General features: G+C 37.7%; 30 protein-coding genes. 8 read left to right on the top strand and 22 right to left on the bottom strand.

Translation table 11 applies throughout. The features are described from left to right. Positions 1 to 59: 59 nt before the first annotated feature. The gene (locus D7004_RS07390) at positions 60 to 887 is read right to left on the bottom strand and encodes an AraC family transcriptional regulator (protein WP_123205230.1); all 828 of its coding nucleotides are present in this window, start codon (positions 885 to 887) and stop codon (positions 60 to 62) included. A 158-nt stretch (positions 888 to 1,045) separates the two neighbouring features. Between D7004_RS07390 and D7004_RS07395 the strand changes: the two genes are divergently transcribed. From D7004_RS07395 to D7004_RS07405, 3 genes are read left to right on the top strand one after another with little or no spacing between them, the layout of a single operon-like run. Continuing rightward, positions 1,046 to 1,477 carry a DoxX family protein gene (locus D7004_RS07395; protein WP_123205231.1) on the top strand — a complete coding sequence of 144 codons (432 nt, stop codon included), beginning with the start codon at positions 1,046 to 1,048 and terminating at the stop codon, positions 1,475 to 1,477. After that, entirely contained in the window at positions 1,474 to 2,199 is a 726-nt protein-coding gene (locus D7004_RS07400; protein ID WP_123205232.1) for a hemerythrin domain-containing protein, read from the top strand. The genes D7004_RS07395 and D7004_RS07400 overlap by 4 nt, the downstream gene beginning before the upstream one ends. Before the next feature lie 6 nt (positions 2,200 to 2,205). Continuing rightward, positions 2,206 to 2,967, top strand: a complete 762-nt coding sequence (locus D7004_RS07405) for a sulfite exporter TauE/SafE family protein (protein ID WP_123205233.1) — start codon at positions 2,206 to 2,208, stop codon at positions 2,965 to 2,967. Between the two features lie 20 nt (positions 2,968 to 2,987). Here the strand turns inward: D7004_RS07405 and D7004_RS07410 are convergent, their stop codons facing one another. The 21 genes from D7004_RS07410 to D7004_RS20985 all read right to left on the bottom strand — a co-directional run bounded on the left by D7004_RS07410 (position 2,988) and on the right by D7004_RS20985 (position 19,569). Beyond that, a complete protein-coding gene (locus D7004_RS07410; RefSeq protein ID WP_123205234.1) occupies positions 2,988 to 3,332 on the bottom strand; it encodes a response regulator in 345 nt (114 codons plus the stop codon). Positions 3,333 to 3,617: 285 nt separating this feature from the next. Continuing rightward, positions 3,618 to 4,679 (bottom strand): DUF932 domain-containing protein, encoded by a 1,062-nt coding sequence (locus tag D7004_RS07415; RefSeq protein WP_123205235.1) that lies wholly within the window; start codon positions 4,677 to 4,679, stop codon positions 3,618 to 3,620. A gap of 71 nt (positions 4,680 to 4,750) precedes the next feature. Next, positions 4,751 to 4,996, bottom strand: a complete 246-nt coding sequence (locus D7004_RS07420) for a hypothetical protein (RefSeq protein WP_148042768.1) — start codon at positions 4,994 to 4,996, stop codon at positions 4,751 to 4,753. 53 nt (positions 4,997 to 5,049) lie between these two features. After that, entirely contained in the window at positions 5,050 to 5,676 is a 627-nt protein-coding gene (locus D7004_RS07425) for a hypothetical protein (protein WP_123205237.1), read from the bottom strand. 554 nt (positions 5,677 to 6,230) lie between these two features. Then, positions 6,231 to 6,407 carry a histone H1 gene (locus D7004_RS07430; protein ID WP_123205238.1) on the bottom strand — a complete coding sequence of 59 codons (177 nt, stop codon included), beginning with the start codon at positions 6,405 to 6,407 and terminating at the stop codon, positions 6,231 to 6,233. 52 nt (positions 6,408 to 6,459) lie between these two features. Then, on the bottom strand, positions 6,460 to 7,440 hold the full coding sequence (locus tag D7004_RS07435; RefSeq protein ID WP_123205239.1) for a hypothetical protein: 981 nt from the start codon (positions 7,438 to 7,440) through the stop codon (positions 6,460 to 6,462). 49 nt (positions 7,441 to 7,489) lie between these two features. Continuing rightward, positions 7,490 to 8,536 (bottom strand): conjugative transposon protein TraM, encoded by a 1,047-nt coding sequence (traM, locus tag D7004_RS07440; RefSeq protein ID WP_123205240.1) that lies wholly within the window; start codon positions 8,534 to 8,536, stop codon positions 7,490 to 7,492. Positions 8,537 to 8,784: 248 nt separating this feature from the next. Further along, complete coding sequence (gene traK / locus D7004_RS07450) at positions 8,785 to 9,399, bottom strand: conjugative transposon protein TraK (protein ID WP_123205242.1); 615 nt, start codon at positions 9,397 to 9,399, stop codon at positions 8,785 to 8,787. Positions 9,400 to 9,420: 21 nt separating this feature from the next. Beyond that, positions 9,421 to 10,629, bottom strand: coding sequence for a conjugative transposon protein TraJ (traJ, locus tag D7004_RS07455; protein WP_123205243.1), 1,209 nt, complete (start codon positions 10,627 to 10,629; stop codon positions 9,421 to 9,423). 7 nt (positions 10,630 to 10,636) lie between these two features. After that, entirely contained in the window at positions 10,637 to 11,293 is a 657-nt protein-coding gene (locus D7004_RS07460) for a TerB family tellurite resistance protein (protein WP_123205244.1), read from the bottom strand. After that, on the bottom strand, positions 11,277 to 11,927 hold the full coding sequence (locus tag D7004_RS07465) for a hypothetical protein (protein ID WP_123205245.1): 651 nt from the start codon (positions 11,925 to 11,927) through the stop codon (positions 11,277 to 11,279). The genes D7004_RS07460 and D7004_RS07465 overlap by 17 nt, the downstream gene beginning before the upstream one ends. Then, positions 11,914 to 12,612, bottom strand: a complete 699-nt coding sequence (locus tag D7004_RS07470; protein ID WP_123205246.1) for a conjugal transfer protein TraI — start codon at positions 12,610 to 12,612, stop codon at positions 11,914 to 11,916. Before D7004_RS07470 ends, D7004_RS07465 begins: the two co-directional genes overlap by 14 nt. Before the next feature lie 107 nt (positions 12,613 to 12,719). Then, positions 12,720 to 13,097, bottom strand: coding sequence for a hypothetical protein (locus D7004_RS07475; protein WP_148042769.1), 378 nt, complete (start codon positions 13,095 to 13,097; stop codon positions 12,720 to 12,722). Positions 13,098 to 13,153: 56 nt separating this feature from the next. Then, a complete protein-coding gene (locus D7004_RS07480; RefSeq protein ID WP_123205248.1) occupies positions 13,154 to 15,613 on the bottom strand; it encodes a TraG family conjugative transposon ATPase in 2,460 nt (819 codons plus the stop codon). 1 nt (position 15,614) lies between these two features. After that, positions 15,615 to 15,935: a DUF4133 domain-containing protein gene (locus D7004_RS07485; RefSeq protein ID WP_123205249.1), complete on the bottom strand. Its 321-nt coding sequence runs from the start codon at positions 15,933 to 15,935 to the stop codon at positions 15,615 to 15,617. A gap of 2 nt (positions 15,936 to 15,937) precedes the next feature. Further along, complete coding sequence (locus D7004_RS07490; protein ID WP_123205250.1) at positions 15,938 to 16,282, bottom strand: DUF4134 domain-containing protein; 345 nt, start codon at positions 16,280 to 16,282, stop codon at positions 15,938 to 15,940. Positions 16,283 to 16,329: 47 nt separating this feature from the next. Then, positions 16,330 to 16,851, bottom strand: a complete 522-nt coding sequence (locus D7004_RS07495) for a hypothetical protein (RefSeq protein ID WP_148042770.1) — start codon at positions 16,849 to 16,851, stop codon at positions 16,330 to 16,332. 118 nt (positions 16,852 to 16,969) lie between these two features. Further along, complete coding sequence (locus D7004_RS07500; RefSeq protein ID WP_123205252.1) at positions 16,970 to 17,842, bottom strand: RteC domain-containing protein; 873 nt, start codon at positions 17,840 to 17,842, stop codon at positions 16,970 to 16,972. Between the two features lie 208 nt (positions 17,843 to 18,050). Continuing rightward, on the bottom strand, positions 18,051 to 18,986 hold the full coding sequence (locus tag D7004_RS07505; RefSeq protein ID WP_244214269.1) for a response regulator transcription factor: 936 nt from the start codon (positions 18,984 to 18,986) through the stop codon (positions 18,051 to 18,053). Further along, a complete protein-coding gene (locus D7004_RS20980; RefSeq protein WP_244214270.1) occupies positions 18,987 to 19,220 on the bottom strand; it encodes a GNAT family N-acetyltransferase in 234 nt (77 codons plus the stop codon). It abuts the gene before it with no gap. 7 nt (positions 19,221 to 19,227) lie between these two features. Then, positions 19,228 to 19,569 (bottom strand): hypothetical protein, encoded by a 342-nt coding sequence (locus D7004_RS20985; RefSeq protein WP_244214271.1) that lies wholly within the window; start codon positions 19,567 to 19,569, stop codon positions 19,228 to 19,230. Positions 19,570 to 19,876: 307 nt separating this feature from the next. Between D7004_RS20985 and D7004_RS07515 the strand changes: the two genes are divergently transcribed. The 5 genes from D7004_RS07515 to D7004_RS07535 all read left to right on the top strand — a co-directional run bounded on the left by D7004_RS07515 (position 19,877) and on the right by D7004_RS07535 (position 25,934). Then, the gene (locus tag D7004_RS07515; protein ID WP_123205253.1) at positions 19,877 to 21,157 is read left to right on the top strand and encodes a GTP-binding protein; all 1,281 of its coding nucleotides are present in this window, start codon (positions 19,877 to 19,879) and stop codon (positions 21,155 to 21,157) included. Beyond that, complete coding sequence (locus D7004_RS07520; protein WP_123205254.1) at positions 21,157 to 23,565, top strand: outer membrane beta-barrel protein; 2,409 nt, start codon at positions 21,157 to 21,159, stop codon at positions 23,563 to 23,565. Before D7004_RS07515 ends, D7004_RS07520 begins: the two co-directional genes overlap by 1 nt. 69 nt (positions 23,566 to 23,634) lie before the next feature. Further along, a complete protein-coding gene (locus tag D7004_RS07525) occupies positions 23,635 to 24,006 on the top strand; it encodes a hypothetical protein (protein WP_123205255.1) in 372 nt (123 codons plus the stop codon). A gap of 238 nt (positions 24,007 to 24,244) precedes the next feature. Then, positions 24,245 to 24,940: an ABC transporter ATP-binding protein gene (locus tag D7004_RS07530; RefSeq protein ID WP_123205256.1), complete on the top strand. Its 696-nt coding sequence runs from the start codon at positions 24,245 to 24,247 to the stop codon at positions 24,938 to 24,940. 1 nt (position 24,941) lies between these two features. Next, positions 24,942 to 25,934, top strand: a complete 993-nt coding sequence (locus D7004_RS07535; protein WP_123205257.1) for an ABC transporter permease — start codon at positions 24,942 to 24,944, stop codon at positions 25,932 to 25,934. Positions 25,935 to 26,088 lie beyond the last annotated feature (154 nt).

A 26,088-nucleotide genomic window follows, 5' to 3' on the forward strand; every position in this document is an offset into this window, starting at 1 on the left:
TCCAGTAAAGAAGGCCAGTAAAAATCCAATCTTACGGTATATTTGAAAATAGTGTGGTATTAAAAGAGATTTACCCGATAATTTTGAGGGGTAATAGTAGTAAATCTTTTGAAATATTTAATAAAATGTGAGGGGTCATTAAAGCTAAGGATAAACGCAATCTCAGCTACCGTATTGTCTGTGTAAATCAATAAACGTTTTGCTTCATTAATGATAAATTCTGATAAAACAGTTGACGCGGATGAATTGATCTCTTTCTTACAAGCCAGGTTTAAATTTTGGGGCGAGGTATTCAGCTTACCCGCATAATAAGCTACACTATTTTTCAAAGTTTTTTCCTGGCTCAGGAGCTCACGAAAATTATGGTAAAGGCCTTTTTCTATTATCCTGTTATTTGTATATGGATGCTCGCCTTCAGATAAAATTTTAGCCAGTAAAGCCTTCAATAATCCTTCGATAAGGGCATTTGAAGAATTATCCTCTATCGTACCTTCATCGATCAGTATTTCGAATAATTTGTTGATGGAGCCGGTTTGTTTAATATGTAATACAGCGGTCTTGCTTAACTGGTATAACAGTGATTTTATTTCCTTATCTATACTTTGGTCAATTAATCTTTTCTTGATAATTACTACATAGCCTTCAGGTTCCGAAGCCAGCTCCCAATAATGAATTTGCTCTTTACGGACAAAAAAAACACTATTCGGAACAACCTCATAACGCTGAGAATCTATGTAATGAAAACCGCTCCCTTTAGAAAGGTAAATAATTTCAAAATAGCTGTTATGTTTATGTGGCGTTGTAACCCTGACCTCTTTTTTAAAAGAAGAGGCTTTTAGAACTTTATCATCCTGTATTTTGTTCTTAATACTAATTGGGCTATTCATCAAACATACTTCATGTTACAATATTGATTCATTGCTGAGACTAAAAAGTTTGTCTTTAGTTTAATTGCTATTTTAAATACCATATATATTGCAAATATACCACCCGTTTAGGTGACTATGGTATAATTTTATCAATCCTTATTTATCGATACATCATCATGAAAAATATTTTCAAAACGTCAGCTATTTTTATTGGAGCATTGCGTATGCTCGTTGGCCTTATATTCCTTTCTGAAGGTATTCAGAAATTTATAAGACCCGAAGAAGTTGGATCCGGAAGATTTGCCAAAATAGGATTTGAAAATCCTGAGTTTTGGGCACATTTTACCGGGGCTTTTGAAATTCTTTGCGGCACCCTTGTTATACTGGGTTTATTGATACGTATGGCTGTTATTCCATTGATCATCATTATGGCAGTTGCCTTTATTGAAACCAAATGGCCAATATTAATAGGGAAAGACTTTTGGTCTTTTGCTCATGAATACCGTACAGATTTATTGGTGACAGTTCTTCTGATCTATCTGCTTGTTTACGGAGCTGGCGTTAATTCTTTGGACTATAAAATCTACAAATCAAAATATCAGTTATGAAAACATTAGAAAATGAATTTTCCAAAGATGGTAACTCCAACAGGCGTAATTTTCTTGAAAAGACCTTAAAGATCGCAGCAATTACAGGCGTTGGTGGAATAACCATTCTTTCGGCATGTAAAGAAAAAGGGGATGAAGAAAAAGAAGTTTCCCCACCCGAAGATCTGATGCAGGAACATGGTTTATTAAACCGCGTACTACTCATTTATGATACTTGCAGGATACATTTGACAGATAAAAAATCATTTCCCAAAGAAGCCTTATATAACTCGGCAAATATTATCAGAACCTTTGTAGAGGATTATCATGAAAAACAGGAAGAGAATTATCTTTTCCCAAGATTTAAAAAAGCAAATCAGTTAACTGATTTGGTTCAGACTTTACTTGCTCAACATAATGCCGGACGTAACATCACCAGTAAGATTATGCAGTTAGGCAAAACGAAAACTCTATCAGCGGGCGAAAATCAAAACCTGATACAGTTGCTCGGTGATTTCAATACAATGTACCGTCCTCATGAAGCAAGAGAGGACACTGTTTTGTTTCCCGCTTTCAGGAAAATAGTTTCAAAGCATGAATATGACAGCTTGGGCGAAGATTTTGAGAAAAATGAACATAAAATTTTTGGTGAAGATGGTTTTGATACGATGGTTAATAAAGTAGCAGATATCGAAAAGCAATTAGGTATTTATGATTTAGCCCAGTTTACGCCAACGGTATAATACACCATGTCTGAAATTCTTTCAAATGATCTTGTAATCTACATCATTGTTTTTTTTGCAGGGATAGTTGCCTATATCATTTCTACTTTATCGGGTGGTGGCGGTTCTCTATTGCTGGTGCCGGTTATCAGCCTATTGATCGGCGGAAAATCAACGGCACCAGTCATCAACCTTGGCAATCTTATCGGAGAACCTGTGAGGATTATTCTGTTCTGGAAAAGCATTCATTGGAAGATCGTTAAATATTATGTTCCTCCAGCGGTTGTCGGTACGATCTTAAGCGCATGGATTTTCAGCAGTCTTAATGTTGAATGGCTGCAGATCGTAGTTGGGATTTTTCTTATCAGCAGCGTTTTTCAATATCGCTTTGGAAAAAGTGAACGTTCGTTTAAAATGTCCTTGAAAGCTTTTATGCCACTTGGATTTAGTGTGGCCTTCTTTTCAACTCTCATTGGCGCTACAGGCCCGGTCTTGAATCCCTTTTATTTAAATTATGGTTTGGAAAAAGAAAAGATGATTGCAACAAAAACAATCAATTCTTTTTTTGTCGGTTTGGTACAAGTTTCAAGTTATACCGCATTAGGTTCCTTAACAGGAAATCTCTGGCTGTATGGCTTAGTATTAGGATTAGGTGCTTCAGTTGGCAATTGGATCGGAAAAAGATTTCTAAAGAAGCTATCCGGTGAAGCCTTTCGCAAATGGGTAATTGTGATTATGGTAATAAGTGGCGTATTGATGTTAGTGAAACAGCTTGGCAAAATTTTGTAATCCATTAATACTAAAAAAAATTAAGTAAATTGTTTGTCCAAAATGGCAATCAGTTCGTCAATGTCGAATGGTTTTGTCAATACATCATCGGCACATATTTCCTTTATAGCCATTGAGTTGGGATGAGTTGATAGAACAATAACAGGTATATCTTTTGTATTTTCCGTTTCTTTAATTATACGGCACATTTTTGTGCCTTCTTTAGTTGGTTTTATAATGTCCAACAATATACCGTCTGGCATCAATGTTAAAATCTCCTGTAAGATGTCTTCATCCGATTTTGATGTGATCGCTATATATCCAGCCTCTGTTAAAATTAATGATACTATATCCTGGATATATTGATCTCTTTCTATAATAAGGATTTTTTTTTCATTTTTCCAAAGTTTATTGTAGTTAGACCTATGTCGTTAACTGTTTACATTTAAAAGTAACATTAAAAACAGTTAACAGATTAAATAAACAATATCTATCACCAACCAGTTCAGCATTTTTAAGTTAATTAATAAGTAAAAATCCTTTTAATATTTATTTTTGGGAGATATAAAATGACTTTGAATGACATAAAAGGCACTTAAGCCGCTGAAAAAAGCCCTTTATATACCCAATATTAACGGGTATATAGGGGCTATTAGTCTATATAGAGAAACTTAATTAAGTGCTGTTAGACCATGTATCGCAAATTCTTCGCAAAGGCTAAATGTAGTTTGAGACCGTTGCAAACCTGTGCCATACATGATACTTTTAAATTTACTTTCATCATCCTTATAGTTTCTCACATTTTGGAAATATCCAGTAACAGCATTATAAGCACCATACAAAGTGCCTTTTGTGGTGGCTTCCTGTTGTGTACTTGCAGTTAGAGCATATTCCATTACACTACTTACTATGTTATTATAGGCTGTTGAAAATTCATCAACGTTGCCACTTTGTACATTTAAAAATGTTTCTCTGTTCGGTGCCATTGCTAATTGCACCAGCCGTTTTACAGAAGTATCTGTTATTCTGATTTTTGACCAATGATTAAAAACTTCTTCCAATTCATTTGCTAAAATATTAGTTATCCCCAAAAGCTGATGGGCTTGTTTCAATCTATCCTGTGCGCTTGCGGTATGCCGTATTTTAATACTGTTGCTATGATTGCGCAAAGCTGCATTAAGTGTATTTGCGCAAACTATACGAACTGGCGTAAATGCTGCCGTAATACTTCCATAACCATCATGGGAGGTAGTTAAAAACAAATATTTTTCTATACAATCATCCCTGCCGATGCGAATGTAATCAGGTAATTTTGCGGTTATAAAAATGCGTTCACCCTTACCTAATGCGCCCGCTGTTTCATATAACACACCATCTTTTGCGCCTACAATGCTATCAAAGAATGAAAACGCGTCTATGTTTTGTACTATATTATAGTCCTTGCCCACCACACCCAAAACCTGTTCCGTATCAGTTCTCATAGTTGCATAAAAGTCTGGTACTTCTATTTCGGGTATAATCAAATCTACTTCACTATTACCATTAAAATTTTCTGTGTCATAAGTGAATAATGGGCGTTTTTCTACCTGATAGTCTAATCCGGCATATTTTATTGCTTCTGCACTGGTCGGATAATCTTCTATAATTTGACCTAAGCCGTGCCACGCTTTTTGCTTCACGCTAAAAAAGCTATGTTTTTCGGTTTGCTGATTATAATTAATGTTGTGCGCCATGATCTGTGTTTTTTAAGTTTCTTACTCTTGTTAATAATATTTCCGTCTCCATTACTTTTACTTTTGGTGTGTCATTTAGCGAAAAGGTCGCCTGTGTTTCCACCTCGTTTACTGTGTCGGATATGTTTTGATGGTTTGATTGCACTGTAACCTGTACCATCAAATAAAGGGTTTGATATTTCATGTTTTGAGACTTTATAATTGTTCGTAAATTCCTGTAATTGTTGCCAATACGCATCAGGGTTATCTTCTCGGAATTGTTCTGCGTAGCCTTGCCAATAAATTTGGTCAAGGTGTTCTATAAATACTTCTTCCATAATTTTAACTGATTGAAATAACTGCCCCTGCATATTGCAAGGGCAGTTATTAGTTATGCGGGAATTGTTATACCTGCTTCGATTTCTGCTAAACGGTCAACGCACATGCGGTTTACAAACTGTGCTACTGCCTGAATGATTACAGGGTTTTTTGTGCTGAACTTTCTCCGTTCATCATCTTCAATAGTTAGTACGCAACCCTGAAAATGGTTGCTATCTGTCTCTTCTGCATCTTCCTGTTGGGCAATTTCAAAGGCTTCCAATGTATCTATAGTGTCTAAAAGCCTATCACGTTGCATTTTCCTGCGGTGCAACTCTTCCACCAGTTTAAGGGTGCTTTCCAAATTCAGTGCTATTTTCTGCGGTGCTACTTCTTTGACCTCTGTTTTGGTAGGCTCTGCCTTTGGCTGTTCAGCTTCTGCTTTCGTTGCTTCGGGTATTGCCTGTCCCGCTTGCGGTTTTCCTTCTTTTGGTGCGTCTGCCTGTGGTTTTTGCTGTTCGCTAACCTGTACAGGGGTTTCCGCTTTTTTTACTTCCGTTTCAGGCTTTGCCTTACCGTCAAACTCTTTGCTGACTGGCAAACCGTTAACTTTTGGCTGTTCGCCGTTGTTTTCGGGTTTGCTGTTAGGTATTGAACTGTTAATTTTTCCTGCTTTGCTTTCGATTACTGTAGTTTTCATGATTACTTAATTTTAATTTTATTGATAAATTTTAATTACTCCCAATTTTGGGCTTTAGGCTTGTGCGGTGGCTGTTTTAGTTCCGCTGTGGTTTCTCTGGTGGGCTTCTGCCGTTAGTTGTTTTCATGCTCTCTATTTTATAAAGTCAGTCGGCAGGGCCTCCTGGCTTTTTGTTAAGCCCCCTCACCTGAACACAATCCATTTGTAAGGCAAGACTTTGCGAAAAAAAATACGCTCTGAAGCGCAGCGGAAGAGGAAGATTTTTTTTCAGCAAACCCGTAGGGCTTGGTCTTGACGTCAAATGGATTGTTCAGAAATTTGCTAACCAAAAAGTCTGGGGGAATTTTTAACCGGTCCTATAAAGAGTTATACAAAGAATGGAATGAAATTTTCCTTATAAACAGGAACGGGTGGCGAGGAACGAAGCCACTTGTTTGAAAAGCAGGAAGCGGCTGAAACGAGGAACGAGTGAAGCGGCTGGACTGCTGAAATAAAAAGAGCTTACATAAAAAAACCTGACCGTTTCCGATCAGGTTTTCTGAAATTTAGGGAATTTATTTTACGGCTTTTTTAGCTGTAACTTCGTTACGACCTTCCTGTGCCAAGACTTTGATTTCCTGAAAAGCCTTGCGTAGCCTTGTTCCTGCGGCTTTGTTTCCCTTCTCATAGAAGGCTGTGGCATCTGCTTCTGTAGCAGCTACCAATTCTTTTAATTTCGTGAATGCTGACATAATTTAATTTTTAAATAGTGAATATATTGATTAATTGATAGGAATGATGCTTTTACCTTTTTAGTCCCTGGCTTTCAGAAAGCTCATGTTCCTTTTCTTTACCCTTGGCATGTGAATTTGAAATGGCAGGCTCCTTTTGGAACTGCTCCCTTTTTTCTGGCTTTCCATTCTCCTGATACATATTGAGCTGACTATAACGAGGTACGGCTTCCACAAACAACTTCACTTCCTGCCCATCTTTAACGGTTGTGATCAATGGTCGGTTGCCATTTTTAATAGATACTTCCAGTAATACTCTTTTGGCCGGGTTTTCCAGTTCCTTTATATTAAACTTATCCAACACCTTTCCAAGATCAAAGCCATAAGATGGGTCATGATATTGATTAAAGGTTAAGTTGTCATGACGGTCGCGAGGCTTATCAGCATCGAGTTTCATCCATGCTTTATAGGGAATACCACCTAAATTTAATAGGTCGTCTCTATAAACTGAACGTCCTTGAACGAGGTTTGCAGCCTGTTCCGCTGTAAAACCTTTGCCTTTTTCTACCCAAAAGGTCTGTGGTATGGGTTGAGAATAAAAGGTACGCTGAAAATCTTTTGCAACATAATTTACCTTTCCATTCTCCGTACTCGCTACCGTAGTTTTATGGGCTGCATCTTTGCCCAGTGCAAGTTCACTGTTGCCTTCCTGCTTTTTAAAAAAGTCAATGGCCTCACTTACATTCTCCATTTTTTTGACCATGTTCTTTCCGTCTGCTCCAGGCGAAATAACCATATATTTTTGGCCTTCCTCTAAGGGTTTACCCTGATTGTGTGCCACTTCAAATTTATTGAGATAATAGAACTCTGACTGGCCTGACTGTTTAAAGTACAGGGTCATATCCACCTGTCCCTTAGTTGCTGGCAAGGCATCATGCAGTTTAAATTCAGGAACATCCTTTTTCATTTGTTCCTCCATTTGGTTAATGAGCTTTTCTTTAAAGCCCAATGCCTTCATTTCCTCTTTGAGGTTTTCTAAATTATTTAAATTCATTTTTTTATGATTTTAAAATGTTTAACATTTATCTCCTGATTTGTAATAATTACCGCGTTCTGATTTGATTATTGCGAAGTAATAATTGCTGACCAGCTTTAAGTTTTATCCTGATACGTTTTGCTTTTTTACTTAACAAGCTCTTAGCCGCATCTATGCCGGCACCTGCTGCCTGAATCCCTAAGGACTGATCCATGCTTAAAATTTGCATTCCTTGTAAAGCGTCATTAATACCACTGCCCGCTGCTTCGCTGATTTCTGCCTCGGGTGCATCAATGCCGATCATCCCATCTAAAGAAAATACGGAAAGGTCTACGGGAATTATTGCATTACCCAATCTGATATTCTTAATACTGAGCAATAAACGCTGATTAGTAATATTGCATGAGCCAAACAATAATTGGTTTTTGGGAATGACAACACCTTTTAGATGGATAGTATCCAATAAGCGCAATTTGACAACACCGCCCTGCGCCACCTTCTGGTTTCCTTCTATTACTGCTGAAATAGCTTTAAATGCAGTATCAGCACCGTAGGGTTGTTGGGTTCTTAATTTTTCTTGTACCAATTGAGGGTTCTGGATAGTTATGATTTTATCCATCATAGAGCTTAGTTGTGCCATTTCAGGATCTTCATTTTTGTTATCCTGCATCACTTTCATCAGAGCTTCTAAACGGTCAACATCGCTTTTTAAACTGGTTGATTGTGATTTAGATATATTGTTAGTTGCCTGATAACTCCGTGTTTCAACTGGTTTTGCAATCTCTTTGTTGAGTGCTTCGAGCTTCTCATTAATCTGCTTAGTTTGAAAGTCGTCTTCCTGCTTAAAGCCTAAACGATCTGCTACGTTTTCGATGCCATTTTTATTGGCACTATCTCGGTCGTTTTGCTGATAGAACCCCATTTTATCCACTGGTTCATCCTTTTTAAAAGTGGCATCTGGCAAGTGGGTATTGATACCAGGTCTTGATGTCTGCTGTAAATCTTCATTGCCTTTTCCACCACCCATTGCATAAAACGCAAGTGCGAGAAAAGGCAATACCAAGATTGGCAGAAATAGCAGCACTTTTTTGTGATCCTTTTGTCTTGTTTCCATATTATTATTTTTAAAGTTTAAAATTTGGTTAGTTAACTGCGTTTATTAGCAGGTAGAGCGAGTAGCTTGCAAACACGATACAAAAGGCAATTAAAGAGATCAGTAAATATTTACCAGAAATGTCCTTTGTTCGATCATTTAGGTAATTTGCTATTCTTTGTTGTCTGATCGTGATCCTTTCTGCAATTCTTTGTGCCACTTCATCATTGCTACGGTCTTGTTTTGAATTTTTTAAAAACTTCATTTTGTCAAGGCTTTAAAGGTTCATCACTGTTTTCTAAGGTTTCCCATTGCTGTATTAAAAAGCCGTGAGGGTTATTGTCCGATCTTGAAACATTGCGCACATAACCCTGTGTAATAAGCTTGCGGGTTACCGTTGAAGTTGAACGGATCAGCTTTTGTGTAGCGTAGCACCGAAATTGAAAGGGGTATTGGTTAATATCCAGCTTTGTACTATCCACCCTTATTTCCTGCGAGATATTGGCCGAAATCAGGTTGTTATAATAACCTTGTTCTTTAAGGTTATCAAAAGCCTTCTTTGCGCTTTCATCTGCGAGATTTAATGCGTTGGATATATTAGCCTGTATTACCTTATCATCCGGGTCAAGGGTAAAGAAATAATGGTGGAACATTTTGATGTGATCACGCAGTTCCACGCCTATATTATTCTTGCGTTCTGCACTGAAAGCTTCGATAGCTTTTCCATTTGCAAGAATGTAGATCTTACCTTTTACTGTCTTTACCATATCAAAGCTTTTCCAAATGGAAAAACCAGAAAGCAGTGTACATGCCATTATCAAAAAAATGCTGAACAGTTTAATATGCTTAAAAGCAGTATCTATATTTTTAAATTGTGTAAACATAATGCTGAGATTTATTTGGGTTTATTTACCTGATAGCCGATCATGCTGATGACTTGGACTTCCGCCTTTGCTATCGGGGAAGTAATCTCCATTGCTGGAGCCTGTAAATCCCTGATAAAGTTTTCTTGCCCCATCGCCCAAGGCATCTGCTGCCATACCACCACCTGCCATACCGGCCTTCATACTACTATGGGAAGAACTGCTTACCAACATATTTACTTTTTGCAGAATGGTATTGCCACCACCAGCGTGTACAACATAGTTAGCAATATTTGGCACACAGAAATAGCCTACAATGCCAATCACTAAAAAAATGAGGTAACCGGTATCAGTGCTACTGAAAAAAGTATCTCCCTGCTGACCGATCTGGGAAATATCTAGTTTAAGCATATTCTCCTGTATCTTTCCAAGAATGCTTCCGAATATATTAGCTATAGGTAACCACAGAAAGATGTTCACATATCTCGCCAGCCAAACTGCTAGTGTATTCTGAAAGCCGTCAAATACTGCAAATCCAAAAACTAACGGGCCAAGGATAGCGAGTACGATTAAAAAAAAAGTACGAATGGTATTGATGCAAAGTGAAGCGGCTGCATAAAGCACTTCCAGTACTTCGCTCATCCATTGTTTGATGCTATTTCGAAAGTTGTAAGACTGTTTGTCCATCCAGAATTTAATATCATTTCCGATACCCTCGAACATCCCTTCATCCTGTCTGTCAGGGTCTTTCGGATGGGTGTACTTGTACCATTTATCACTATCTCCCTGTCCATTGTCACCCACATACATTTTATAGGAATCGCTATTTTTTACCGCTTTTTCCTTTTCCCTCAATAATGCCGCGATAGCTTTGTTACTGTCTTTAACCATTGCGCCAGTGGCAGAAACAGTTGGTTGCAATACGCCATTCATCAGGGCTATTACCATTGGAAACATTATAATAGCCATACCCAATGCAAATGGGCGCAAGAGCGGATAAAAATCAATTGGCTCGGCAGCGGCAATCTGGCGCCATACACGGCTGGCGATATACCATAATGCCCCGAAACCGGCTATACCGCGAGCCACGTCGATAAGGCGGCTGCATAGAGGAAGCATTTCATTGTACACCCTGTCAAGGACGGGTTGCATTCCCGTTAGCGACTGCGCCATTCCCTGAGCAAAAAGCAGATGGGGCGAAAGCAAGGCGGCTAATGCAAAACATGATTTTATGAATAGTTTATTTTTCATAATTCGTTTAATTAAGGTTGTAATATTGTTTCATCGCTTTGATATCCGCTTTCTCTTTTTGGCGTTGCAAGTTCAGTATGCTTGTTTGTTGATTGAAGTTCCGAAGGAAAATGAGCTTATCTTGGGTGTCGGCGAAAATCCTATCAATGGCCTGTAGGCGTTCATCATCACTCATCCGTAATTGAGATGAAGTGATTACAGTCGTTAGCTGATCCAGGTTATTTAAGCTTTGATCGAAGAGTTGTTTATATACTTTTCCTAAATACCCAATCTCCTGCGGACTAAAATTATCAGAAGCCCTGAAGCGGGTAAAAGCTGATTTATATTCGGTAACCAGATCTTTCTGATAACTGATGATGTCGCCAACCCTTTTGTACTTTTTAATCTCTGGGTTAACAAGCATCAAACCATCAAGAAAAACTTCGTGAAGGCTAAAATTGCCTTTTGAAACGTTCTTTACTGCATTATAACCGTTAGTGATAACAGTATATCCCTTTTTCATATCGGCAAGAATGTTCTTTAGTTGAGACAACTTTTCCACATTTAGAAGGAGTTGCTGAATTTCAGTCGATTGAGCTTTAGCAGCCATTGAAAAAACACTTAAAAACAGTAATACAACTAACCCTATGAATGGCCAGATCAATCTTTTAATCAATGATTCCATAATATTTTTTTATTTGGTTAATGGATCTTTGTGAATGCTCCTGTTGACGGATAAGCAGATCTGTCTGATTCTGGAAGCTTTGGACAAATGCGGCTTTATCCTGCATAGCGGAATGTAATTTATCAAGCCTATTGATACGCTCGTCATCCGTCATTTCTACCATGCCGGAAGTGATAACCAATAAAAGTTCTTCGAGGTCATTTCCGCATTCTTCCATCACTTTATATTTTACATTCCGCACATAATGCTGATGATCAGAAGAAAGCCATTCATTGGATTTTAATTGGCTTAGAGCTTTACTGATTTCTACCTGGTAAGCAATGATTTCCATTACCTTACTGCTTTTGCGAATAGCCGAGTTGACCGTTTTGAGAGAACCAATAAAAACATTATGCAGACCAAATTCACCGTCTTTAATATCTTTTACTGTGTTAATTCCCTGTCCTGCAATTTCATAACCTTTTTTTAGATAACCGGTATAGACCTGTAATGCAACAATCTGTTCAATCAGGTACTTTTTCTGCGTTTTCTTTTGGTTAAACCATTCTGAAAAAGTCTGTCCAAAGGTGGCAGGAATAGAAAGAACAAGCATGATAGCTGTGCAAGAAAAGATTTTAAACTTATTCGATTCCATATATTTCTTTGAGTTTGGCTGCTTCATCCAATGATTTAGCCCGTTGAATACTTAACCTGCTGTTTTGTGTGTTAAACTGTTTAAGATCACTATAATTGGTGTCCATTTTATCGGCAGCTGCATTAATGATTTCCAGTCTTTGAGCATCGCTCATCTGTGTTTTAAAGCTGTTTACCACCAATAATATCTGATCGACGTTTTTAACGCTTTCATCAAGGATGCCGGAATAGACTTTTTGTATGTAATCCAGCTCGTCAGCAGTAAAATGCTTATCCTGTTTGAAGAGGTTCCATGCCCATTTGTATTCATCTACAATATCTACCTGTCGCTGGGTCAGGTCTTTGATGCGCTTGTAGTATGCAATGGCAGACTTAATTTTCCAAAGCTCTTCGTAATACTCACTATAGAGATTTTTCTGCTTTTCGGTCCAATCTGCAATCTCTGTAAGCTTTAGCTTGGATAGTTGGTTTTCCAAAACCTTTTGTGCGTTTTGCAACCAAATTGTTTCGTTCTGCAAGCGTTGTACCTTCAGGTCAACTGCCTTGATTACTTTTTTTACTCCGGCCTTAATGACTTCCAGAACGGCTATCTGTGCGTTTGCCCCTGTGGGCAAGGCAACAAAAAGGGTCATGGCACTCATGGGCAAGATGACCATATACTTTTTCATATATTTTATCATTTTCATCTGTTAATAATTGTTGTTTATGGTGATGAAGCCTGCTCCGCAGGCTCCGTAATGACCATTTCTTTAATTAATTTTTTCACAGTATCATACAATCAGCAGGTTCAAGATTATTTTATTCCGAGTTTCCTATATTCCCGCTTGCCAACTAACAGCTTATTTGCTTCAGGATAAAAAGTAATGACTTTTCCCTTTTTGGTTTCCGTAAGAGCGTTGGTTCCCTCATCATAAAGCGCATTCCATTCTTCGGTTTCATATTCCAATTTTCCCTGCTTTCCTTCAGTTATACGCTTAAAGCCTGTCTTTCTGTGAATGATATAATTATTGCTTTCCGATGCTTCTATTACCAGTGTATCACTGGCAATACTGTATTCTCCTTCGCTTTGGCTCACGTAAGTGCCTGTGATAAAGGAACGGGTGCTTTTCTCGCTGTTGCAGGCTGCAAGAATCATTGCACACACTGTCAAAAAAAAGATGTTTACTTTCATGGTTTTTGATTTTTAGACCGTTGTATTTATTTTACATCGGCTGGGTTAATAATTAATTATTTACTTCTAAGTTCCTCTGCCAGTACTGCAATGCCCTTCTGTATGCTGCCATATCGTTTAGCGTATTCTTGTACCTGTATTTTCTCACTTTCTTCTGTGGAATAGGCCAAATATTCTTCAAGCGACACCTTTGTTCTGTATACTTTACTGTATTGCCCGCCAAGTGATATAAAGACTTCTTTGTACTTTCGCTTAGGATCATTTGCTTTGTTCATAGAAAGGATCTGTGCTTTCTCTTTTTCGGTTAAACCCAGCAGTTCTTGTATGCTGTCAAACTTGTTCTGATACTTGCTTTGGTCAAGTAAAATCTTACAGTCCGAATTATTGATAATCGCCTGCTTAACTACTGGGGAACTGATGATGTCTTCGACTTCCTGCGTTACAACAATGGCTTCTCCAAAAAACTTTCTCACTGTTTTAAAAAGGTATTTTATATACTCTGCCATACCTTCTTTTGCAATCGCTTTCCAGGCTTCTTCCAATAAAATAACTTTGCGGATACCTTTCAACTTGCGCATTTTGGAGATGAATACTTCCATGATAATCAACGTAATGGCGGGAAAAAGAATCGGGTGATCCTTCACTTGATCAAGTTCAAAAACAATGAACCGCTCATTTAGCAAGTCAAGGTTTTGCGTGGCATTTAGCAGGTAGTCAAATTCTCCTCCGCGATAGTACGGGTTAAGTACATACAGGAAATTACCAATGTCAAAATCCTTTTCTTTTACTTTTCCATCTTCCAGTACCTGCATGTATTCTGATAACAGGAACTCATAAAAGGTGTTAAAGCAGGGAAAGATGTCTGGGCGTTTTTCAAGATGGTCAAAATAGAGTGTGAGTGCATTCGACAAGGCCACATATTCAGACCGCCGAAAGATTTCATCTTCCTTTTTCCATAAGGCCAGCAGTAAAGTCTTGATACTTTCCTTTTTTTCGGTATCCAATACATCTCCACCGGTTAAATAAAATGGATTGAACTTAATGGGATTGCTTTCTGTATAGGTGAAATAATAACCGCCTACCAGATCACAAAGCCCTTTATAGCTGTGCCCAACATCTACCAGAACCACATGCGCACCCTGCTCATAATAAGAGCGTACCATGTGGTTGGTAAAGAAAGACTTTCCACTGCCACTCGGCCCTAATATGAATTTGTTCCTATTGGTGGTATAGCCTTGCTTAATAGGTTCATCGGATATATCAACATGAACAGGCTTACCGCTCAACCGGTCGCCTAAACGCAAACCAAATGGACTAATGCTTGAACGGTAATTACTTTCCAGATTAAAAAAGCAGGTGGCTTGTTCAAGAAAAGAATCAAAAGTATCATTCATTGGAAAGTCCGCTTCGTTTCCAGGCAGCCCTGACCACCAAATTTGCGCCTGTCCATCTGTTTCCTGCTTAGCCGTAGCATCCATTTGTGCCATAGCCGAACTGACCAGATTTTTAAGGTCTTTGACTTTCTCGGTATCTTCTGACCAAGTTAAAACATTAAAATGCGCCTTGATTGGTAATCGTTGTTCACCGATTGCCTCGTTTAAAAAATCGTTAACTGCATCACGGTTGATTGCATTTTCGCGGGAGTAACCAGACAAGGACTGCAAGCGAAGTTTTTTGGCCTCCAAACGTTTGATGGTTTTTTGGGCATCTTCAATGAATACATACTGGTTCAGAATGTGGTTACAGTTCAACAGGCTTCCTAACGGTGATGCAAATCCGATACTAAATTTTGTCCGGTCAGTACTGTATTTATCATAATTGATACGGCTACCACATAGTGGTGGCAAGTGTTCTGTATCGGATAAAGTGTAAAGCTCTACCTGCTTATTGCCAATGCGGATTTCATCTTTGATGTGAATGTCCTGAATAAGGGGTTGTTGCCCGATGCCAGACAGAAAACAATAACGTTCAATAATGCCTGCATCATTTGCTGTGCCAGCCAGTTCATTATCGGTTAGCCTTCGAAGATCCACAAAACCGCTATCTTTTAGTATCCGCTCAAATTGGCCTGCACTATCCAGAAAGTCCCGGAATAGAACCGGATTGATAGTTTGAACAGGTACAATAGATTTTCGCAAAATGTTGCTATAAACAGAGGAAGACAATTTTCTGTCTTTTGGCTTTTTAATCAGAAAGATATAGCACTCATGGTCTAAGCAAGGTCGCTCATTAAAGAATCGCTCACTTGCTTTTGATAAAAAGCTGTCTCCTGATCTTTCATAGTCAGCTTGATAACTGCCTTCTGTAAACCAATCCTGTTTATGGAAAATGCTTTGCTGTGGCAGGATTTTGATAGCCTTAATCCATGCCTGATGATAAGCTTCATAATCCCTGTCCGAAAGTGTGAAAATTTCTGGTAGAGTAACTTTATAGGCTATACTAATATCGCCTTGCATCGAAAGAATGCAATTATGTTCTACCTTATAAACAGGTAATATATTTTGCGCTTCTACCATATTATTTGGATTTTAAGTTTGTGAATAATCTCCTTGAGCGGAATTTGATATGGTTGGGTAAGCCTCGTTTGGCTAAATATTTGGTTAGTCCATGCTCTCCAAATTTACGGCTCAAATGAAACACCGTGAAAAATAGAGATGTACCTAAACCGATGATTAGTGGAAGAACCACAAATAAGCTTAACCCAATAATGTAGAGAATCGCAAAGGCAATTAGCAATAACACTAATCCTATTGCCAGATAGGCAATGTATTGAGCCTTTAATCCCTTAAACTCGATTGGCTTAGAAACGCCTTTATTAATGTGATAGATGCTTGCCATGATTAAATACCGAAAAAAGATTTAAGAACGGTTGCTACGACCACCAGAAATATACAAGAGCCGAACCATGCGGCAGCCACTTTATTAGTGTCAGGCTCACCTGCATTCCACTTATTGAATACTTTTATTGCCCCAATGATGCCAACTACTGCACCAATGGCATACATCAGGTCACAACCGGTATCGAAGTACCCTTTAACCTTGTTAGTGGCTTCTTGTATGCCAGCATTTCCGTCTTGAGCAAATAAGGATAAGCTGGATAGCATATTGTAAACACAAAGAGTTATAGAAAGTAGCCAGTATTTGGCTAAAAGTTGCTTTTTATGATTATTAGATGAATTGTTCATGTGTTACTTTTTAATGAATAATTGAATAATTACCTGAGAAGGAAAGTTTAATCCCAAAGATCTTGTAGTTCCTGAGCCGAGAGATGAAAGGGCGCATGGTCTGTAATGTACTCGTTGATACGTTCAATATTAGGATTGGACCCTATCATAGGATATTTGGCACTCACAAGTTTCATTAAACTGAAGAAGTCTTTTTTGTTGCCATCCTCTTTTGAGAGGATATTAAAGACTGATTTAATCTCCTCCAATACATCAGGAACCAACCCAAATTGCTCTTCCTTTTCATCTTCGCTTACTGCAAACCCAAATCCGCCCATGCTAACATTAGTCATTCCTTGTGGTAGCTGTGGTTCGCCCATCAATGTTTCTTCGTTTGAATCTTCTATAGGCTCGGTATCGGCGTCCCATCGGTGCGGTAATGGTTCAGGATTTTGCTTTTGCCTCCTTCCTCCACTTAAAAACTGCTTCAGTTCTTTCCGGTAAAAAATCAAGACAACACCTACATACCAGACGAGGCTAAGTACAAATGCGGCAAGCAGAAATTGCGGCCATGTGAATTGTTGTAACATAAACTTGCTTTTATTCACGGCACTACATTATGCCGCGATTTCAATAGCAAAGGTTCAAAGGCTGCAAATCTTCTTATCCCATATGGGAAAAATACATTTGCAAAACGCTGATTTACAACTATAAATGGTTGCCTTTATGAGTTGATTTATTGGGGTCATAAGCATCTTCATCATCCATTCTTTGTAGAATAGCATCACGCATGTGATCTATAAAGTTTGTTTTGCTCAAACGTTTACGCTTCTTTAAATCATCGAATCCTTTTTTTGGTACACCTAAATTCACTCCAAAAAATTCTCCCAGATTTTCAAAAAATTCCACTATGCCAATATCACCGTTATTTATCTGCTTGTTGAGATGTACACCATGTGCTAATTCAATCAGGTTTACTGTTTCACCTGACCACTTCAATGTTTTTCTGGCTGGACTGCCGGGAAGGTTTGGTTGTAACTCGTCAAGCTTCATCAGAATGTAATGGTACAAAAGTTCATAAGCTCTAAATCGGGCAAATAGGTAGCCCATTATTGTCGAATGCTCTCCGCTAAGTTCTGCAAGAACAGGTATCAATACGCTTTGCCTGTTTGTGGTAGATGTAAAGTAGAGGCGATCAAGTTCGGTTCCTTTAAGTTTGAAGTAGCTATAGTGAAATTGGTTATGATGAATGTAGTGCCCGATAATATCCATCTGTGTCCGGTAGTATTTTCTAATACTTTTTCGATCACCATCAGGAACTTCCTGCGTTAGGTTATGTACTTCTGCATGATAAATGTAGAGACACCGAAACTGCGGATAAATTTGTTTGTGGAACTCAACTTCTTCATCAACAGACACAAATGGATGTTCTCTTATATACTCTGTGAGAGAAGAGAGGGTATTGCGTATTAGCAATAATTCTTCGGTTAGTTTAAAGTGCGCTAAATGATTTTTTTCAGAAATTGCCTTCATTCCTTCATTCAGCACTCCGAGCTGTTCGGCACTAAATTCTCGTATCATAAATAGGATTATTAAGTAATCCTGCCCCGCCTGTTCACTGGCTTATTTATATCACATCGGACAGGTGATAAGTAAGTTTCTTTCCATAGCTACTTTATTATGAGTAAATGTGGATACAAAGTTGTGGCAATATTCATCCTTGTACAATACGGATTTAGGCATATTTACACTACGTATTTAGACGGATATTTAAGTTTTTTACGATATTTTACAGTCTTCCTGTAAATACGAGCTTGTGGATTAGCTCAACACGACCTGTGGCACCAGTTTTATGAAATAAGTTTTCAACATGTTTTTTAACGGTTCCTTCTGAAATATGCAAGTTTTCAGCAATGGCTTTGTTTTTCCATCCCTTTCGAATAAGCTGCACAATTTCAATTTCGCGTTGCGTCAAACCATAACTAATGCAATTTTCTTCTAAATAAGGCGAAGGATGCATACCTACCATCTTTAATTGTTGTAACTCCTCGTAATCCCTCCTTGCCAGCTTTATAGAAGTGGAAATAAAGATAATGGTGATAACTAGAAAACCACCATTTGTAAAAATCACTTCAATAAATTGTCCGAGATTAAAGTAAGCAATCACGGTCATTGAAACCCAGGGAATCACTGCCAGATAAACAGCGATCATCTCCATGTAATTTGTCCTGCTCTTGTTATGCTGATATTTTAACCATATTGCCCTTGTTATGGCTCCGAGAAGAATAAGTGAATAGAAAAAGGGAATGATTATACCATATTTAATCGCAAGATCAAGATTTTCATTAAAAGAATAGACAACTACAAAAAATATCAGGAAGGGAAGTATCAGAAACAGCAATACGCCATATAAAGCATGAAATCTTAAACGAACAAGATCGAAGCCTTTGTAAAAATAGTAAGGAAAGTAGGAGGCCATAATAAAGCCACTGCCATAGGCAAGAATGTTTTGTACAACAATTGGAATGTTAATTTGAGGATCAGGCAAAAGGCCACCGGTTATATTGTAGATTACAAGCAGTAAAAGCAACACAAGATAATACAGGCGTTGCTTATCCTGTGGCCGGGATAAGTAATAAATAAACTGATAAAAAAACATGACAACTTCAAGCACCGCAAAAACAAAAGTAATTACGAGCATTTCCGACCCGAATACTTTCATCATCTACTTTTCTGTTAGTTCCAGTTTTAAGAAATAGAGTTGATAAGATAATTCTAATTCGTTATAAATTTTAAAACCAAATGTCTTATACCAGGGTAGATTTTTGAGTGTGGAGGTTTCCAAATAAATCGGTTTTGCTTTTCGCCTGCTATCTTCTATGATTTCTTTTAGAAGTTCACTGCCTATTCCGGTATTTTGATTTACAGGATCGACACCTATAAACCATAAATAAAACATTGTTTCTTTAGGCTGGTATCTTTTTAATGATTGCCTCCCTGTTGATCGTTTTTTTAATGTTCTCTATACCAATGCAGGACAAAATCAGGTTAAAATCAAGCATTATAGACTTAATAGTTGTTTTCTTCTTATCTGGATATAGCACCAGTGCACATGCCTTTTTATCATCAGATAGAAATATATCTCCAAACAAATGACAAATTTCAAAAGAGTAATCCATCAGAGCTTCAATGCGTTTTAGCTTTTTTTTGTCCTGTTTTACGATATAATTCACACTCAAATTATCTTTAAATGAAGTGCTTAATATTTCCACAGCTATTGCTTTATCTTCCGCTCTTGCCTTAATCATTGTTTCCTTGATTTAATACTATTGATTTATAATATTTGCAATTGAGTTGCAATATTTAAACGTTGTATCCGGCTATATAGTTTACCAACAAGTAAGAATTAGTTATAAAAGATTAAGACATTAAAAAAATGACAATTAAAAAGTCTCTGCAACTTTGCCTGTCCTAACAATGCCAGTATGGGCATTGGTGAACCAAACTCTAACTAACAACCAAATTTATTTGTAACAAAAGATATGCGGGCATATCAAAATAATATTATTTGCAACATAGTTGCAGATAATATTAAACTTTCTTATCATTGCATAAATGAATAAAAACAATAGACTACCAGTAACTGTACTCAGTGGTTTTTTAGGTGCAGGAAAAACAACTTTATTAAATTATATCCTTCACAACAAGATAAATCTTCGTGTAGCCGTCATTGTAAATGACATGAGCGAGGTAAATATCGATGCTAAGTTAATCGCTGGGCAGAAAACACTATCCCGCACTGAAGAGAAACTGGTAGAAATGAGCAATGGCTGTATATGTTGTACATTAAGGGAGGATCTTATGATCGAAGTTGAGAAATTGGCCAAAGAGAACAGATTTGATTACCTACTCATTGAGAGTACAGGAATTTCAGAACCCATCCCAATAGCTCAAACCTTCACTTTTAGTGATGAAAATGCTGGAATTGATCTTAGTCGATTTGCTACACTTGACACTATGGTTACTATAGTAGACTGTTATAACTTCATCAATGATTTTGGAAGTGATGAGTTGCTTCTGCACCGAAATCTTACCGTAGATGATGACGATAACCGCACAATTGTAAACTTGTTAACAGATCAAATAGAATTTGCCAATGTTATTATTCTGAACAAGACAGATTTGGTTAGCAGCAATGATGTGGGACTGTTAAGTGCCTTAATAAGTAAGCTAAATCCTGAAGCAAAGCTTATTCAATCTGTTTTTGGTATCGTGCCTCCTGTGGAAATACTTAATACCGGACTTTTTGATTTTGATAAGGCTTCGCAAGCAGCAGGTTGGATTAAGGAATTGGAGAAAAATCATGTACCTGAAACGGATGAGTACGGAATTAACTCAATGGTCTTTAGGGACAAACTTCCTTTTAATCCATATCGGCTAACAAATTACCTACAAAACGATTTCCCCAGTAATATCATAAGATCAAAAGGATTATTCTGGACTGCTGACAAACCTAATGAAGCCATGAATTTTTCACAGGCTGGTGGCTCTTCCCGTTTGGAAAGCGCGGGTGTTTGGTGGGCAAGTATGTCGTTAAATGAGCGTATGAATTATCAGGACTTTGTAGAAAACAAAGATTATATTGAAGGCAAATGGGACAAGGAATTTGGGGATCGTTTGAATGAACTAGTCTTTACTGGTCAGGATTTAGATCAGGAGACGATATCTAAAAGTCTTAAAAGTTGCCTTTTAAACGAATATGAACTTAAAGAATATAAGGCAGGGAAATTTACTGGCTTAACTTTAATTCCAAATAGTCACTATTTGTCAGTTAGGACAATCGAATTTTCAGGTGGAAAGTTGAAGGATACCTTGATAAAATCTAATACCGCTTGATGAGAATATTGATTCTATTTCTTTTATTAATAACAGGCAGCCAATTATGCGCTCAACAAAATTATTCCATTAAGGGTCAGGTCATTGATTCGGTAACTCTTTTGCCTGTTGTATTTGCCACCGTGACTGTGAAAAATGCAGTAAAAGGTACTGCGGCTAAAATACTATTGACAGATTCGAATGGAGTATTCCAAATTTCGGGATTAGATAACCTTCCCCATTCAATCGCAATTGGTGCGATGGGATATAAAAGTAAAACTATATCTGCTAAAATCGATTCTTTACATACCCAGACTAACCTTGGACAGATCGTACTTGCTCCAACAATAAACAGTTTAAAAGAGGTGTTAGTGACCGCAAGCAGACCGCTAGTTAGACAAGAAATTGATCGGCTCAGTTATGATGTACAGGCTGATGCAGATAATAAAAGTCAATCGGTTTTAGAAATCATTAGTAAGGTTCCTATGCTCTCTTTAGATGGAGACGAGAACATCTTGTTAAAGGGAAGCGGAAACTATAAAATTTTTATAAATGGGCGTCCTTCTGCATTGGTCGCCCGTAATCCAAAGGAGGCCTTAAAGGCTATGCCTGCAAACTCTGTCCAAAAAATTGAAGTCATTACCACACCTCCCGCAAAATACGATGCTGAAGGGTTAGCGGGAATCATTAATATCGTGACAAACAAAAGGCTGGTCGATGGCTACAACGGTTCAATAGGCGTGAGTTACAATGATATGGTGGGAATGGGGGAAAATGCTACCTTAACATGGAAGAAAGGTAAATTTGGCATAACTTCGAGAGCTTACGTATTTCAGGACTTTAAGCGGTACTTAGAAACGGAAAGTTCGAGAGATATCTTTCTACCAGCGTTTACCCGACTATTACAACAAGGAACATATTCATATATGGGCGCCTATAGTTCTGAAAATTTAGAAATTAGTTTTGAGATTGATAGTCTTAATTTAATTACCGCTTCTGGGAGTTTGTTTCAAAGCAGGTATGATGATCAGACTAGCCAGACATCAAGGATGGTTAATGGCCAAAACGAACTACTCTATAGCTATGACTTGCTAAATATCAATCCGCAGCGAGAAACTGGGGTTGACTTGAATATAAACTATCAACTTGGCTTTAAACAGCTAAAAAATCAGTTGCTTACCTTTTCATATCAGTTTCAAGATTTCCCCAACCGGCAAAGCGATGAAGTGCAAATCAGTAATCGATACAATTATGAACAAAACAGTTACCGACAGGCTAATTCAAATGGAACTCGCGAGCAAACCATTCAAATAGATTACGTTCATCCGGCAAAAATATTTACAATCGAGGTTGGAGCAAAGGCGATTTTAAGGAATAATTTCAGTGATTACGGTAGGGAAATTTATAACCCAGCTTTAAATGCATATTCAGCAGATGGCTTTACGGACAATTCTTTTGACTACAGGCAGAGCGTTTATAGCTTATACAACTCGTGGCATTTGAAATTAAAAAAAATTGAGGTAAAGGCTGGTTTTAGATTAGAAAACACTCGACTAAATGCCGACTTCAGTACACAAAAATCTTTTTTAAAAGAAAGTTATACAAATTATATACCTGTTATTTCTATTCAGCGAAAGCTTGAACAAGGCGCTATAAACTTAGGTTACACGCAAAGGATTTCGAGACCAGGAATTTACCAGCTTAACCCGTTCATAGACAAATCTGATCCGCAATTTATAACTACCGGAAATCCTGAGTTGAAACCGGTGCTTAACCATAATTTTGAACTTGCCTACAATATTTTCGGTAAAGGAAATTACAACCTGGCTTTAAGCTATTCTTTTGCCAATAGTAATATCCAACAGGTTACCTCCCTACTAGAGGGAGCTTCATACACTACCTATGAAAATATCGGTGAAAATAAAACCACAGGCATGAACATTAGTACAAGCTATCCGTTTTCAAAAAGTTTCACTGGAAGTATCAACAGTGCATTAGGTTACGTTTGGATGAAAGGGAGTTTTAATAAAAAAATTTATGAAAACGATGGTCTACAGGGTTCAGCTTATGCCAGCCTTAATTATAAGATCAATACTAACTGGAGACTTGGAACATTTGTAAGCTTTGTCAGTGCAAGTCCAATGCTACAAGGGCGAAGAAATGCTATAATCAATAATAGTTTCCGTTTAACGAAAGATCTATTGAAGAAAAAATTAACTGCCTCTTTTTCTGTTGTTAATCCTTATCAAAAATACTGGTACGTAAAAACGAAGATAATCACAGCAGACTTTGAACAACAGGTATCAGGGCAGAAGATTTACCGGACATTTGGATTGAGCTTAAATTATAATTTCGGGGCGTTGAAATCCGAAATTAAAAAAAACCAAAGAAGTATTAATAATGATGATGTGGGCGGCAAAGTCAAATAAGGGTATTACAACAGAGTAAAAAAAATATTACAATTATTTAAATAAATTATTTGCAACTTTGATGCAATAATGAAAGACAAGGGTAAAACAGGTCTAAAGTTAAAAATGCGATTGTCGGCAGTCATCCTACTGATCGTATTTTTGATGATTCCTGTTATTCAGGCAGTACATCATCATCCCGACCAAGTTTCCTCAAGTTCGGCTTACTCGAATAGCTTTAAAGTTTTTCATGTAAAATGTGCTGTTTGCGACTATCTGGCTCATCAAGAGTTAAAATACAGAACGTCCAATTTTGTTGAAGTTATTGTGCCTGTAGGATTGCAGCTGCCAAAACTTTCGGTAATAACTATTATAGGATACATACCATTCACAATTCTTTTTCCAAAAGCTAATAGCCCCCCAAATCCAAGTTTCCCTGTAGATGCACGGTGTGCATCCTAAATTAATTTTCTGATAATTTTTAATGAGAGTTTGACATCCCTGAATATTTAGGAAATAAAACCCTGCGTTAAAAAATATGGACCGACCGTTGCAACGAATTTGTAACACGGTATGTGCCATTGCTGGAAAATGTCAATCATCCCAAAGCCCCCAATATTTATCACCTAACATATGTCCTATGGCAAATTTTAGCTGATCTAGATGATTCGGGTGTTCAAATAATTTAATCTTACACGCAATGTTACAAGCGATCGGGCTTACTAAAAAATATCAAGGCAATGTTGCCCTAAATAATTTAAATCTTACGATAGAGCCTGGTGAAATATATTGCTTACTGGGCCAGAATGGGGCAGGTAAAACTACAGTCATTAATCTTTTTCTTGGGTTCGCTGAAGCAACATCAGGAGAGGCAAGAGTTAACGGACTTGTTGTAAAACCAGGCGACCCTGATGTTAAAAAATTTCTTGCTTACATACCTGAGGTAGTGATGCTTTACGAAAAATTAAACAGTTTAGAAAACCTTGATTTTTTTAGCAAAATAGCTGGCTTCAACTACTCCACAAAAGAACTTCAGGAATTCTTGATTCAGGTCGGTCTCCAGCCTGACGCGTTTTATAAACCTCTTGGTAACTATTCAAAAGGCATGCGCCAGAAAGTTGGGATTGCCATTGCTCTTGCCAAGAATGCAGATGTATTGTTGATGGATGAGCCGACATCTGGACTAGATCCAAAAGCAACTAACGAATTTTCTGACTTAGTTATAAGACTTGGAAAGCAGGGAAAGATTATACTTATGGCCACACACGATCTTTTTAACGCAGTAAACGTAGGCACTAAGATCGGCATAATGCGCCATGGGATACTGGTTCATGAAGTATTAGCATCTGAAATAAATGCAAGTGATCTCCAAAAATTATATCTAGAAACAATTTAACATGTGGAGAATTATAGCTGCAAAAGAAATAAGAGCTGCATTTTCAAATCACGTATTTATCGTGTTGGGGTTGATCATTTGGTCATTGCTGGCAGTTGCTTGTATTGGCGGACTCGAAAACTTTAGGACCGCTAGAAAGCAACGTTTAGAGGCAACGACCTTATTCAAAAATGAATTAGCGGAAAAGGAGCGAAATCCCCATTCGGCGGCCCACTTTGGAACGTATCTATTCAAGCCGTTGACGTCTTTGAGTTTATATGACCCAGGTGTTAATAGTTACACAGGTATTTCATACAGGGTGGAAGCACACAAACAATCGGAAATGAGTTTGGCTAGCGTTCAGGATTCGGACGGTGTTATTCGTTTTGGCGAACTGTCGGTAGCATCCATATTTCAATTATTGGTTCCACTTGTAATTATATTCCTATCGTTTTCCTCAGTTTCAAAAGAGCGGCAGGACGGAACTTTTAAAATACTACTGTCACAGGGACTATCTCTCCGTGCGCTGGTCTGGGGGAAAATTGCGGGAAATTATGTAATCATTCTGGTTGTCATTTTTCCTTGCCTTGCTTTCATTTTGATAAAGGGCTTATTTAGCTCAGAATCATATGTTAATGTGAGCCTTTTTGCCATTTCATATCTGCTGTATTTCTTAATTTTTACTGTTTTCTCTGTTTGTACATCTTTTGTATGCAAATCCTCAGGCACTTCACTATTAGTATTATTGGGTGCCTGGATGTGGTTTTGCGTTATCTCCCCAAAAATCACAGCAGGTATAGCCTCATCCGAATACCCCCTACAATCCTACTATGAATTCAGTAAGCTGGTAGATCATGATTTTTATAATGGAATGGACAATGATGGTTCATATGAGGAAAGGCGAAAAAAGTTTGAGGCTGGAGTTTTAGATAAATACAAGGTAGATTGGATAAACCGCTTCAAATTGACCCCTCTTCGCCAATCTAAAAAGTTCCCCTTAGCCGAGTTAATTTGATAAGGTTCGCCAAAGGAAAAAGACCCCTTTGCGCCAATCCAAATTGACCCCCTTGAAATTGCAGATTCGTTTGTGCTAAATGGTTTATAGGAATATGTTTTTGTTTAGCTTTTAGCCGAACAAAAACTGTTGATTACAATGTCCAATAAGCCTA

This window comes from Pedobacter jejuensis, assembly GCF_003725795.1.
Taxonomy (GTDB): Bacteria; Bacteroidota; Bacteroidia; order Sphingobacteriales; family Sphingobacteriaceae; genus Pedobacter; species Pedobacter jejuensis.

Excerpts from the sequence above, each read along its gene's own strand:
- D7004_RS07520 (WP_123205254.1), top strand. The coding sequence starts at position 21,157 with ATGAGAATATTGATTCTATTTCTTTTATTAATAACAGGCAGCCAATTA.
- traM (WP_123205240.1), bottom strand. The coding sequence starts at position 8,536 with ATGGAAACAAGACAAAAGGATCACAAAAAAGTGCTGCTATTTCTGCCA.
- D7004_RS07390 (WP_123205230.1), bottom strand. The coding sequence starts at position 887 with ATGAATAGCCCAATTAGTATTAAGAACAAAATACAGGATGATAAAGTT.
- D7004_RS07505 (WP_244214269.1), bottom strand. The coding sequence starts at position 18,986 with ATGATGAAAGTATTCGGGTCGGAAATGCTCGTAATTACTTTTGTTTTT.
- D7004_RS07400 (WP_123205232.1), top strand. The coding sequence starts at position 1,474 with ATGAAAACATTAGAAAATGAATTTTCCAAAGATGGTAACTCCAACAGG.
- D7004_RS20985 (WP_244214271.1), bottom strand. The coding sequence starts at position 19,569 with ATGATTAAGGCAAGAGCGGAAGATAAAGCAATAGCTGTGGAAATATTA.
- D7004_RS07460 (WP_123205244.1), bottom strand. The coding sequence starts at position 11,293 with ATGGAATCATTGATTAAAAGATTGATCTGGCCATTCATAGGGTTAGTT.
- D7004_RS07405 (WP_123205233.1), top strand. The coding sequence starts at position 2,206 with ATGTCTGAAATTCTTTCAAATGATCTTGTAATCTACATCATTGTTTTT.
- D7004_RS07395 (WP_123205231.1), top strand. The coding sequence starts at position 1,046 with ATGAAAAATATTTTCAAAACGTCAGCTATTTTTATTGGAGCATTGCGT.
- D7004_RS07500 (WP_123205252.1), bottom strand. The coding sequence starts at position 17,842 with ATGATACGAGAATTTAGTGCCGAACAGCTCGGAGTGCTGAATGAAGGA.
- D7004_RS07535 (WP_123205257.1), top strand. The coding sequence starts at position 24,942 with ATGTGGAGAATTATAGCTGCAAAAGAAATAAGAGCTGCATTTTCAAAT.
- D7004_RS07435 (WP_123205239.1), bottom strand. The coding sequence starts at position 7,440 with ATGAATTTAAATAATTTAGAAAACCTCAAAGAGGAAATGAAGGCATTG.
- D7004_RS07490 (WP_123205250.1), bottom strand. The coding sequence starts at position 16,282 with ATGAACAATTCATCTAATAATCATAAAAAGCAACTTTTAGCCAAATAC.
- D7004_RS07475 (WP_148042769.1), bottom strand. The coding sequence starts at position 13,097 with ATGAAAGTAAACATCTTTTTTTTGACAGTGTGTGCAATGATTCTTGCA.
- D7004_RS07495 (WP_148042770.1), bottom strand. The coding sequence starts at position 16,851 with ATGTTACAACAATTCACATGGCCGCAATTTCTGCTTGCCGCATTTGTA.
- D7004_RS07470 (WP_123205246.1), bottom strand. The coding sequence starts at position 12,612 with ATGAAAATGATAAAATATATGAAAAAGTATATGGTCATCTTGCCCATG.
- D7004_RS07525 (WP_123205255.1), top strand. The coding sequence starts at position 23,635 with ATGAAAGACAAGGGTAAAACAGGTCTAAAGTTAAAAATGCGATTGTCG.
- traJ (WP_123205243.1), bottom strand. The coding sequence starts at position 10,629 with ATGAAAAATAAACTATTCATAAAATCATGTTTTGCATTAGCCGCCTTG.
- D7004_RS07485 (WP_123205249.1), bottom strand. The coding sequence starts at position 15,935 with ATGGCAAGCATCTATCACATTAATAAAGGCGTTTCTAAGCCAATCGAG.
- D7004_RS07420 (WP_148042768.1), bottom strand. The coding sequence starts at position 4,996 with ATGGAAGAAGTATTTATAGAACACCTTGACCAAATTTATTGGCAAGGC.
- D7004_RS07530 (WP_123205256.1), top strand. The coding sequence starts at position 24,245 with ATGTTACAAGCGATCGGGCTTACTAAAAAATATCAAGGCAATGTTGCC.
- D7004_RS07425 (WP_123205237.1), bottom strand. The coding sequence starts at position 5,676 with ATGAAAACTACAGTAATCGAAAGCAAAGCAGGAAAAATTAACAGTTCA.
- D7004_RS07515 (WP_123205253.1), top strand. The coding sequence starts at position 19,877 with ATGAATAAAAACAATAGACTACCAGTAACTGTACTCAGTGGTTTTTTA.
- D7004_RS07430 (WP_123205238.1), bottom strand. The coding sequence starts at position 6,407 with ATGTCAGCATTCACGAAATTAAAAGAATTGGTAGCTGCTACAGAAGCA.
- D7004_RS20980 (WP_244214270.1), bottom strand. The coding sequence starts at position 19,220 with ATGTTTTATTTATGGTTTATAGGTGTCGATCCTGTAAATCAAAATACC.
- traK (WP_123205242.1), bottom strand. The coding sequence starts at position 9,399 with ATGTTTACACAATTTAAAAATATAGATACTGCTTTTAAGCATATTAAA.
- D7004_RS07465 (WP_123205245.1), bottom strand. The coding sequence starts at position 11,927 with ATGGAATCGAATAAGTTTAAAATCTTTTCTTGCACAGCTATCATGCTT.
- D7004_RS07415 (WP_123205235.1), bottom strand. The coding sequence starts at position 4,679 with ATGGCGCACAACATTAATTATAATCAGCAAACCGAAAAACATAGCTTT.
- D7004_RS07480 (WP_123205248.1), bottom strand. The coding sequence starts at position 15,613 with ATGGTAGAAGCGCAAAATATATTACCTGTTTATAAGGTAGAACATAAT.